Annotated in this window: 11 protein-coding genes; 5 read left to right on the forward strand and 6 right to left on the reverse strand. The window is 70.9% G+C overall.

Annotated features, from left to right (window positions below):
- Positions 1-426 precede the first annotated feature (426 nt).
- Positions 427-1,554, forward strand: a complete 1,128-nt coding sequence (locus tag WCS02_RS04820) for a hypothetical protein (protein ID WP_340290500.1) — start codon at positions 427-429, stop codon at positions 1,552-1,554.
- A 15-nt stretch (positions 1,555-1,569) separates the two neighbouring features.
- Here WCS02_RS04820 and WCS02_RS04825 read toward each other — a convergent pair whose 3' ends face one another.
- Entirely contained in the window at positions 1,570-1,833 is a 264-nt protein-coding gene (locus tag WCS02_RS04825; protein ID WP_340290503.1) for a DUF6221 family protein, read from the reverse strand.
- Positions 1,834-2,426: 593 nt separating this feature from the next.
- Between WCS02_RS04825 and WCS02_RS04830 the strand changes: the two genes are divergently transcribed.
- From WCS02_RS04830 to WCS02_RS04840, 3 genes are all read left to right on the forward strand, one after another.
- Positions 2,427-2,612: a hypothetical protein gene (locus WCS02_RS04830; RefSeq protein WP_340290506.1), complete on the forward strand. Its 186-nt coding sequence runs from the start codon at positions 2,427-2,429 to the stop codon at positions 2,610-2,612.
- Between the two features lie 158 nt (positions 2,613-2,770).
- Positions 2,771-3,193 carry a hypothetical protein gene (locus tag WCS02_RS04835; protein WP_340290509.1) on the forward strand — a complete coding sequence of 141 codons (423 nt, stop codon included), beginning with the start codon at positions 2,771-2,773 and terminating at the stop codon, positions 3,191-3,193.
- An 858-nt stretch (positions 3,194-4,051) separates the two neighbouring features.
- Complete coding sequence (locus WCS02_RS04840; protein WP_340290512.1) at positions 4,052-4,708, forward strand: carboxypeptidase-like regulatory domain-containing protein; 657 nt, start codon at positions 4,052-4,054, stop codon at positions 4,706-4,708.
- A 136-nt stretch (positions 4,709-4,844) separates the two neighbouring features.
- Here WCS02_RS04840 and WCS02_RS04845 read toward each other — a convergent pair whose 3' ends face one another.
- The 5 genes from WCS02_RS04845 to WCS02_RS04865 form a co-directional block, all read right to left on the reverse strand.
- Complete coding sequence (locus WCS02_RS04845; RefSeq protein ID WP_340290515.1) at positions 4,845-5,168, reverse strand: hypothetical protein; 324 nt, start codon at positions 5,166-5,168, stop codon at positions 4,845-4,847.
- Between the two features lie 168 nt (positions 5,169-5,336).
- Positions 5,337-5,876, reverse strand: coding sequence for a hypothetical protein (locus WCS02_RS04850; protein WP_340290518.1), 540 nt, complete (start codon positions 5,874-5,876; stop codon positions 5,337-5,339).
- 154 nt (positions 5,877-6,030) lie between these two features.
- Positions 6,031-6,378 (reverse strand): hypothetical protein, encoded by a 348-nt coding sequence (locus WCS02_RS04855; RefSeq protein ID WP_340290521.1) that lies wholly within the window; start codon positions 6,376-6,378, stop codon positions 6,031-6,033.
- A 160-nt stretch (positions 6,379-6,538) separates the two neighbouring features.
- Complete coding sequence (locus WCS02_RS04860; protein ID WP_340290524.1) at positions 6,539-7,525, reverse strand: hypothetical protein; 987 nt, start codon at positions 7,523-7,525, stop codon at positions 6,539-6,541.
- A gap of 79 nt (positions 7,526-7,604) precedes the next feature.
- On the reverse strand, positions 7,605-8,141 hold the full coding sequence (locus tag WCS02_RS04865) for a SigE family RNA polymerase sigma factor (protein WP_340290527.1): 537 nt from the start codon (positions 8,139-8,141) through the stop codon (positions 7,605-7,607).
- Positions 8,142-8,376: 235 nt separating this feature from the next.
- Between WCS02_RS04865 and WCS02_RS04870 the strand changes: the two genes are divergently transcribed.
- Positions 8,377-9,561 (forward strand): hypothetical protein, encoded by a 1,185-nt coding sequence (locus WCS02_RS04870; RefSeq protein WP_340290530.1) that lies wholly within the window; start codon positions 8,377-8,379, stop codon positions 9,559-9,561.
- Positions 9,562-9,817: the final 256 nt, after the last annotated feature.

The following is a 9,817-nucleotide window of genomic DNA, read 5'->3' on the forward strand; positions in this document are numbered from 1 at the left end:
CTGGGGGAGCGGAGGTCGCGCCTGCCGGGCGTCGGGGCCGAAGGGTCCTGGAGGCGACGCGCGCATCCGAGCGCGGGGGAGGGGTAGGACGCCGGTGGGCGTAGGTCAAGCAGTCGGCTGGTCGCCTGGGCGGTCCCCCCTCGCTGAGTGAGGGGGGACCGCTCCCACGGATTGTGCGTCGCCGGCCTCGCCCGCGCGCGCGGGTGACCGCCGCCGGAGAGGCTGGAGCGTCCCGGTTCCTGTCACGGGGTGCACGAGACGGTCCGGCCGGGCGGAGAGGGGTCCCCACCCGGCCGGACCCCTAGCCACGCCGGTGCGACGCCGCACGACTGCCGCGACCGGCGAGCTGCGGCGACGGTGGGAGCGTCCGCAGTAGTTCCCCGTCCTAGGAGCACGCGCTTCGTACGCTGCTGCGATGGGGTGCCCGTGCTGATCGCCGTCTCCGGCGGCAGGGTCACGCGGCTCCCGCCGCGGACACCGCCCAGGGGCAACCTGGAGACGTCCGTCGCCCTGACGGTCGCCCACGCCCTCCCGCTGCGACCCCGCGCACAGCAGGTCGCGCTGCACCACCTGCTCGGCTGGGGTACCCAAGCACCGGGCCCCATGGCGGACACCGCCGCCCGGTGGGGGATCACCCGGGGCCGGGTGAACGACCTGCTCCTCGAGGTGCGCCGCTTCGCCACGACCGTGCCGACCCCACCGGCCGTGGAGGCCACCGGTCAGGCCCTCTCCGGCGGCGGCATCCGCTACGCCCACGAGCCTGCGCGGGTCCTGGTCCGCCGCGGCGTCCTCGAGCAGGAGCTCCACCCGGGAGTCCTGGCTCGAGCGCTCTCCTTGTACGGGGTGTCGTCGCCGCCCTTCGTCGTAGGCCGCCACGGTCCGGTCCTGGTGCCCGTCGGTAGCCGCGTCGTGCTGGAGGAACAGCGTCGGCACGTGGTGCGCCGGCTGGAGCGGGATATCGCCGTACCCGTGCTTTCGGCTGCTGTCGCGGACGTCCTGCTCGGCGGCCGCCTGCTCGAGGGCCTGCTGCCCGCCCCTCGTAGCCCCGGGACGGGGAGAGGTGTGAGGCGCACCGTCTCGCGTGAGGGCACGGCCTGGCTCTGGCGGTCATGGGACGTCGACTCTCGCGAGCCGGGGACCGCGGTCCGGCTCGTACAGCGCCTCCTCAGCGTCCACCGAAACAGCCCTACGGCGCTGCGTGCGCTGCTTGTCGCGGCGCTGCAGCAGCAGCCGGGGTCGATCCGGGCGCCGTCCGTGGACGTTGCGCCGGCGCGGGTGCTCGAGGCCTGGTTGCAGCACGTCAGCACCCAGGAGCCCCAGCTCACCAAGACCAGGCAGGGGTGGCGCTGGGCGCGCCCCCTGCACCCGGTGGACGCCGTGGTCCTCGACGTCGTCCGCGGCACCGCAGGTGAGCCCGTCCCTGCCGCAGTGCTGCTGGACCAGCTAGTCGCCTCAGGCGTGAGCCACGGGGGAGCCGTCCAGCAGCTGCTACGAACACCGGTCCTGAGCCGGCTCTCACGCGGCCTCTACGTCGAGCGCACGCCGGGCGGCTGACTCTCGAGCGGCAGGTCAGGGGCGCCATGTCGGGTCGTAGTCGGGGTGGTCAGCCCAGATGCCGGCGACGACCCTGAGCGCAAACTCGTACCCCGCCCGGTGCACGGTGAAGGGCCGGGTCCGGGCGTGGGCGGCGAGCAGGTGGCGCTTCACCTCCGCTTCCGCACGCTCCCGAGCACTCGTGACGGGGTCCTCGTCGAGCCGGGCGGCGACGAACCGGTCCAACGGGACCATGCCAGGGCCTGCCTGCTCCGGAAGCGACGCGCCTCGCTGCACCATGACCGCAGGGTGCCCCGGGGGCTGGACGCAACTTCCAGGCGCTCAAATTAACCCGAGCCGTCCCTCAGTGGGACCGGCTGCCGGAACGCCAGTGCCCGTCTCAGCCGGGGATCCCCAAGTGGTGCATCCCCGGCTGCACAGGGGGCTAGCCGCAGGGCCGTTCGATGGGTCCTCCCGAGAGGGCGGCGGGCGAGCGGCCCGTCGGGGCAGCATGGTGGCCATGACGGCGCGAGGTCCGGCGGCGGACGTCGGCTCGACCGTGGCCGTTCCGTCCGCCGAGCTCACTTATCCCCGGCTGACCTCCGTGACGAGGTTTGTGCTGAGGGGGTTGGCTGAGGGCGCGTTGGCCGGGCTCGTGACCGGACTATTGACCGGGTTGGTTGTGTACGCGGTGATCTGGGCTCTTGACGGTGCTGCCGGGACGTTCACCGAGGTCGTACTCGGGTTCTATGTGTTCGGGCTGTACGGCGCCCTCGTTGGGGTGCCCGCCGGAGTGCTCGCCGCCACTCCTGTTGGCTGTGCTCGGCGCAGTCTTGGCCGTCCACCGAACGGCGGTGCGTTGGCGAGGCTGGCCGTGGCTATCGGGCGCAGTGGTGACCGTTGCGGTCGGTTTCGGCGTTGCATTGACCGACGCGTTCAGCGGAGACCACCTCATCAGCGTGACGCTGTGCGCGGTGGCCGGGATGGTGACCGTGTGGCGGACCCGAGTTGCGCTCCGGGCGCATCTGGCCGTGACAGTCGGCACCGTCAGCACCCCTGCCGACGCCACCGACGGGTGAGCACGCTTACCCAGCCAGTTGCCGGCCGCCGGACGTGCGACGCCGGCCATCGCCCTCGCCGCCTGTCCCGCTAAGTGACCGGCTACCGGCGACGGGCCAACTCGTGCCCCACCGCAAGGACAAGGCCCGGCCTTGTGGGGGAACGGGACGGTCCCCGCATGAGTCAGACGAGCATGCAACGGCTAGGGCCCCTCCTCACCTTGTGTCCGGTGGCTGTGCTCGTACTGCCGGCCTGTGGCGGCGCCTCCGCGGCCGACGACTCGGCCCCCGCCCCCACCAGGGTCGTCGTCGCCGAAGAGGTGGACGGCATGGAGGCCCTCATCAGCGGACGGCTGACGGCGACGGGCGGATGCCTCGGCATCGACGAGCAGCTCACCGTCTTCCCCGTCGGGACGACTGTGCTCCACCCCGACCCGCTGCAGATCGAGATCCCCGGCCGTGGGAAGTTCACGATCGGCGACAGCATCTCCCTCGGAGGCGGCCACACCTCGCCCACCACCGACACAGAGGGGCGACAGGTAGCGGCTGGAACGGTCATTCCCGCCGAATGCGCCGGATCACGGGTCATCGTCACGCACTGACCGTCAGCCCGTTTCGCCTAGCGGCCAAAGACCACGTCCCCCAACCTGGCCTCGGCGTCCCACCGAGGATCGTCAGCTAGGGATCGCTTACCGGAGCCACCGTCACGCTGCCTTCAGTCTTGGCTGCGCCGCCGCATCCCGAAGATCGCAATGCTGGCTCCAAGCGCGCATGCCCCAGCGACCCCTACCGCGATCCTCCCGCTGCCACTGAGCACCTCTAAAGCCAGCAGCAGGCACAGCAAGCTGAGCGCGAACAGCGCTACCGCCGTGATCGTCGCTGTTCGAGTCCTCATGTCGTGTTCCCCCCGGCGGTCCGACCCAAGTAGCCCTCGCGAACCCACGTCTGTGGGTGGCCGCGTGAGAAGCACCTTGCCGCAAGCGTGAGCACACCGCAGGGCGAGTCGATCATCGAGTAGCTAGTCGTGGCTGCTGCCGCCCCGTCGAGGTGGCAACCCGTGCCGATAGGCGACCGGCTACTGGCTAGAGGGCGACCGGCACCTCCCGGTCGACAGGGCGGTCTCGGGCCGTCCCGCAGGGGATCCCCTACGGAGACGCTTCAAAGCGAGCGACGGTCACGCCGCGACTATCGCGACGTGCAGGGCGAGCCTGGCGACGGACAGGACGAGGTCCAGCTCGCAGCGGCCGGAACCCAACCGTCCGCGCCCGCGTCTCAGGGGCATGGGCACCTCATCGAAGGTCGACAAAGGCCTGCGAACGAGGGACCTTGTGGCGTCTGCCCGCATCGGCGCAGCTGGCCTGGCCCTGCTGCTGGCCGGCTGTGGCGGGGCGACCCGGTCGGGGGATGTGTCGGCCGTTGCGAGCCCGGATCCCGTTCCGTCGGTCGTCGAGCAGGGGTCGATGGCCTTCCCGCCCGACGGCTGGTACCTGACCCTGTACGCCTCGGGCGGCACCACTGACGAGCAGCGCCATGAGGCGGAAGCACTCCTGACGGCCGCACGCGCGGCCGGGTACGACGCAGCCCGCATCTTCCCAGCCACCGGATCGCCTTCGCTGTGCATGGGGAAGCCCTGCATCGGCACAGGACCCGCCCCAGGGGAGAACACAGCGGTCGTCCTCGCGGGCTTCGAGGGCCCCGACTTCACGACCACCGAGTCCTCCGAGGTGATCGACGACTTCTACCGGACCGTGGCCGACCCCGCGAAGAAGACCGCCAGCGACGCTGGGCTCACTGCCAGCGTCCACTGGCTCTCTTTCTCGCAGCTGACGCCCGGTGCCCTCACCGGCCGTCTGCTGCTGGTCGGAGGGCCCGCCGGGAGCACCCCCGTGCCCCTGTCGGGCGACATCTCGTGGCGCTCGACCGACGGAGGAGGTTCGGGCACGCTGCCCACCGACCCCGAAGGGCACTACACCGCCAAGCTGCCCCCGGGGCGGTATGAGCTCACCGGGCGCAGCCCCCACTACAACGACGGAAGCAGCGACTGCAGCGCCGAAGCACCGATCACCGTCACAGTCGGGGGCACCGTTACTGCCGACATCGCATGTCCTATGCGCTGAGACAGCGAGCAGGCGGTCCCCTGTGAGACGAGGTGATCAGTCCGCTGGGGCCGTCCTGACGGCAGACTTCGTCGTCGCTAGCCGATCGTCATGTGGCTAGGCCGTCGGCTCGGTTCGCCAGAGGGCCATCGGTCGCCTATGCGTGGGCGGCCGAAGGTCCGTCATGAGGCGGAGCCCATCGCAGCTGCCCCTCCTCTGTCATGGCAACGACTTCGCGCAGGTGCCCCAGCAGCCCCTCTTCTGCTGCGGTGGAGCGCAGAGCGTTCAGTGCAGCGCTCAAGGCAGCGTCGTAGTCATCAGCCTGCACGTCGAATGTTGCGTGCAGCACGGCCTCGTTGACCTGGTCGACGTAGATGCAGGTCTGCCCCGACAACCGGCCGACAACGTCGCCTAGGGCCTCCTGCTGGCCGACTGGCACCAATCCCTCGAACTCCCAGGTCGCGTACACAGCGAAGTCCACGCAGTCGAGTCTGCGGTGGAGGGACCCGTGCCGGCCGCAGGCACTCCGACCGCCGGCACAGCGGTAGCCAGCGACGTGTCCGGGCGATTGACTGGCCGGTAGACGATCCCCAAGCGGCGCTGGCGTTCAAAATGCCTCGTCGCGGCGGCGCTCACATACCCCAGCCAGTCAGCGCCTTGGCCACCATCGACGGCGCCCTCGCCGGTCGTCAGGGGGCGTGGCCTCCTCGGTGGGTGATCCTGCCGCACGCACCTTGTCGAAGGTGTCGACGAAGCGTCGCAGCTCACGCTCGTACTGGTCCCTTGCGAACACGAAGGGGCCGCCGGCGATGGGCACGTACTCCCCGTCGTCATCCTCGAGGGTGAAGGTGGTCTCCCAGCCGAAGTTGCGCCATGCCACCGTGTCGGCCGTCCGCTCCACCGCGACGGTTGTTGCGCCGCAGTCCAGGTCGCCGCAGACGGAACAGACGAAGACCGGAACCCGTCCGGTAGTCAGCTCCGCCGGACGCTCACCGAGCAGCACCAGCACGTCGTTCGACATCCCGTTGGGCCAGTTGTGCACCAGGACGGGCGCGAGGTCGGCCCTGCTGGTCTCGGCCGGGCCCTCCATAAGCAGTTCCCGGAGCAACCGGTCGTCAACGGCCAGGTCCCAGTACCGCAACCCATGCGCGGCCGACTCACCGGGCACCAGGGTGAGTCGGCTGACCATGGGCGAGACCCTACGTTGCCACCTACTGACTGCCTTCCGGGTCGGCGGACGGTGCGGCGCTGCGTTCCCTCGAGCCAAGTGATCGGGACGGGGCGCTGGGGGCCGCGCTCGGTCGTTCCGCTGAGGGATCGTCAAGTGGCTGGCTGCAAGGTCCTCAGCTCGTTGGCGCGCCACCTGGTGGCGGCTGGGCTCGTCGTGCCGCCACCCGCGCCAGCGCCTTCTCCACAGTCTCAGCTTCCTGTGCTGGCAGAGCATGTCTGTCCAGCGCGCGTTCCGCCGCCTCTTCCGACTCCAGATGCGGTAGCACGAAGTAGGTCACCCCGGTGTAGACAGCGAACACGGCCAGGGCGAGCCACGACCCGCTGCCAAGGGGCACGCCAGTGGCTGCCTCAATGTGGCTGCCGAACGCGGCGATGCCCAGCCACAGCAGGCAGACACCCCAGAAGGCGACATCCCGCCGTCGCATCCTCCGTGACGGGTTAACCATCCGCGCACCCGTCACATTGCCATGGTCTCAGTGGGGGCACCCCCAGGGAGGCCTTTGCGCGCAACCGGCCCTGATGCATCAGTTGCCCATACGCATGCGGGACCGGGCGAGTCACTTGCTGGCCGAGGCATGGTCATACGCGCCGCTCGGCGGTTGGTCTGCGTGAACCCCTCGTTCACTGCCAGATGAGCTCGTCGTCAGGTGAGACGTACGGTGGGCCGACGATCCCGGTGATGATGAAGCCGGTGCTCGCGTCGATGACCGAGGTCCGCGATTCCCCGTAGGTCGGTGTCGTGCTCCGGTGGTTGTCGGGCATCAGGGTCTCGGCCATCAGGGTCGCGACCCAGACGAGCCGTCCGGGTGGCACCTGGCCCGAGCCGCCGGCTGCGGTGTCGAACTCGCCCATGGTGGTGAGGACCGCGTGGACTGGTGCTTCCGCCGCTACGGCGGGATCGACCGAGCCGGCACCTGCACGACGCACGATCTCGACGGCCCCGGCACGCCCGATCGCGTCCCCGACATCGGTGGCCGGGTCGCCGGGCGGGTACCCGGCCGGGTCGGGCTCGCTGTAGCTGTCGGAGAACGGCAGCCACCTCAGGACGACGCTGTCCACGGCCAGGCCGATCGCCTCCGCCGCTGCCTCCGCAGGCTCGGCGACGTCGCGCTGGAAAGCGACGACAGCCTCGTCCGTGGTGGCAGGGTCGGTGACGTCGGGCCCCTCGACCGCCTCGAGGACCAGGATGGGCAGGCCGGCCGGATCAGCCAGTGCCAACGTGCACGGCTCGGGGCAGTAGCTGCCGGGGTTGGGCACGACCTGGGCGTCGGGGTAGCCGCCCGACAGGGCTGTGCGGAGAGCGGCGTGCGCGGCTTCGCGTTCCTGCTCCCGGGTCGGCCGGTCGACGGACACCGTCAGGTACCAGCCGTCCTGCGGGATCGTCGCCGGCTGACGGGCCGCGGTCGGGGCGGTCGTCGGTGACTCAGCCGTCGTCGGGGAGGGGGCGAGGCTCGGTGCCGTCGAGGCAGGCCCTGCTACCCCGGAGGCATCTTCGGTGCCGGGGAGACCCGTGGCGATGCCGGTCGCGACGGCGATGACCATGGCTGTGGCCGCGGCAGAGGCGACGGCACGGCGACGTCGGCGCCCGGCCTGGGCTGCGTGCATCACGCGGTCGGGGTCGAGGTGGGGGGCGGTTCGGGGACCGTGGTGCGCAGCACGTCGCGGAGGTCTTCGGCTGGGTGGTGGTTCATGTCGTGCTCCCTTGCATCTGCAGCTCGGGCAGGCCGGGGTGGCGGCGCAGTGCCGTCAGCGCCTTCGAGGTCTGGCTCTTCACGGTGCCGACGGAGCATCCGAGCGCGGCCGCGGTGTCGGCCTCGGTGGCGTCGTCGAAGTAGCGCAGGACGATCACCGCGCGCTGGCGCGGCGGCAGCGCCTGCACCGCGGCCACCAGCACCCACCGCACCTCCAGCGAACGCTCGTCCTGGGACTGGCGCAGCTGGTCGCGCCCCGGCTCGGGCAGGAGGGCCGTGGGGCGTTCACCGCGCCAGCGCCGGGACCGCCAGTCGTGGGACGTGCTGACCAGGATCCGGCGGACGTAGGCGTGGGCGACCCGGTCCTCGTCGATGTCGTGGTCCAGGCGGTCCCAGCGCAGCCACGCCTTGGCCAGGGCGGTCTGCACCAGGTCCTCCGCCGCGCCCCAGTCCCCGCACAGCAGCCATGCGACACGCAGCAGCTCGCGCTGCCGCCGCAGCACGTACTGCCGGAAACCGGCCGCTTCGTCCATGCATCCTCCACCTGGTCGGCACTAAGACGGCCTGGACCCGGTGAAAGGTTGCCTCGGACGCACAACTACGTCCGACCGAGGTTGCAGCGTCAGTAGAGGATCGATGAACGGGATGGAACGACGTCAGGCGGCACAGCCGGGTGGGTGTCGGCGGCCGCGACATGCCCGCGTAGGTTCGGTCGGGACGATGTCTGGGGCCGGTTCCCGGACCGTCGAGCAGCTGGCCGGGGGAAGCATGAAGGCTCGAGTCTGGGCGCCGGTGGCGTTGGGGGCGCTGCTGGTCGTCGGCGTGCTGGGCGTGCGAGGCGACAGCGCGGCCGATGAGGAGGACCTGCGGGCCGAGGCGCCATCGACGCTGACGGCGGAGCCGTCTGTGGACGACAGGGCGGAGCCGGGTGCAGTGCGGCTCGCGGCGGACGGGATCGAGGGGATGCGTCTGGGCTCACCCGGGACCGGGTTCGCATGGCCGATCCTGGGCAGCGGGGGCGATCCCGTCGCGGCTGATGACCTGCCGGGCGGGTGCATGCCCTCCTATGGGTCGGGTTCCGTACAGGGTCGGACGTGGGATACCGGAGCCTGGCTCGTCGACGACGTGGTCTCTGCGGTGCTGGTCTCACGCCGCAACACGAATCTTGTGACGCCCGCAGGGTTGAGCACCTGGCTGGGGCCGACGTTGGGTTCCCCTGTCGAGGCTGCGAGCGAGCTCCCCGGGGCGCGGACCAGGACCGAGCGACCTGCCGGGGCGCAGGGCCCCGAGGTGACGGTGGTTGTGGCGTCGGCCGATGGTGTCGAGGTCGTCTTCTCTGACGTCGTCTTCGACGTCGAAGCGGTCCCCGAAGAAGCCCGCGGACGCATCACCACCATCGAGGTGCGCCACCCACGCGCCCGAGCGTGCTCAGAAGAGGCGCTGGCCTCGTTCTCCCCGTCGGCGCTGGAGGGTGTGGGAACGGACCAGGTGCTCGGCCTGGACGGCCTCACCGCCGCACCCATCGGGTCGGACGCGACCGTCCTGGAGGACTTGCCGGGCGCACAGCCGCAGGGAGGCGGTCTCGGTGGCTGCGAAGCGTTCTTCCTGTCCACGGGCACCGGGAGCGTCCGGGTGGTGGCAGTGGACGGCGTCGTGGTGTCCACGTCGCTGTGGGGGGACGCCGGCGACGGCACCTACGGTGAGTTCCCTTTCCGGCTGGGGATGACGGCCGAGGAGGTCTCGGCCGCGGTACCCGCAGAGGCCGGACCTGCGCTGGAGATCGGCACCGACGCGGTCGAGGTGACCCTCGGGCAGCGGCTCATCCGGTTGGATCTTGCCCCACCCGTGCACTGGGTCGAGGACGTCGACGTTCCCGTGTCGCACGGCCCCCCGGCCGTCTTCACGATCACCGTGCAAGACCTCGGCGTTAGCGACGAGGCCGTCAACTGCTGAGCCAACCTCGTCCCCCCGACGACGCGAACAACAGCGGATGCTCCTGACGATCGGTCGCTGACGTCAATACGTACCGAGGCACCCCAGCACAACTGGGACGCTGAGCCGGTGTCTCCGCGAGCCCTCCCAGCCGCTCGACGGCGCGTTCTCGAGGCTCTGGCGTCTCGCGTGCCCGTGAGGGACGAGGACTGCTTGCGGGTGGGCGTCGACGGGGTCGACGGAGCCGGTAAGACCGTCTTCGCCGATGACCTCGCCG

Origin of the sequence: Aquipuribacter hungaricus (assembly GCF_037860755.1) — a bacterium.
Classification (GTDB): domain Bacteria; phylum Actinomycetota; class Actinomycetes; order Actinomycetales; family JBBAYJ01; genus Aquipuribacter; species Aquipuribacter hungaricus.